Source organism: Vibrio sp. 1069 (assembly GCF_033340555.1).
Window position 1 is genome coordinate 1 of sequence record NZ_JAWOWP010000885.1, and the last position, 534, is coordinate 534.

At 40.1% G+C, this 534-nt stretch carries 1 pseudogene; it reads right to left on the reverse strand.

What is annotated here, in order from left to right:
* Nucleotides 1–7: 7 nt before the first annotated feature.
* Nucleotides 8–534: pseudogene (locus tag R7040_RS29625) on the reverse strand (ADP-ribose-binding protein); the annotation flags it as partial.

The following is a 534-nucleotide window of genomic DNA, read 5'->3' on the forward strand; positions in this document are numbered from 1 at the left end:
AGTTGTACTAATTCAGTCCTTCTTCCACTAAACGTTGATATGCGGACTTGATTAAAGTCGGGGACACACGAGCTTGTGGTGATGTTAAAGATAATACATTTTCCACAAGAGACTCTGCAAAGGCCTCCTTGTTATCGCTACTCATTTTTCGAACTGACCACAAAGTAGATGCCAGAATAATCATTCCATCTTTAGATTCATAGCCAGCAATAAGGTCTATAACATTAGATATGCTTTTACGGTTTGCTTCACTCTCTCGCAACATGCGCTCAGCGGTAGATGCAACTTTTGGCTCCAACGTTATAAACGTACTATCGGCAGGCTTGTTAATCCCAGACATGTATAAAAAATCACCATCCATTGTTCTAATCGCGCTACTCAAAACAGGTGAGTATGGTGCTTGCTTGAACTCATTAAACTCCATCTTGTTTAGCTCTATTCCGTTGCAACTTAGCATGTAAAGTAAACACTGAGCCTCAATTTCCGACATTTGTTTCTTACGCGATGAAGCCAGATACTTTTTCAATGCAACTA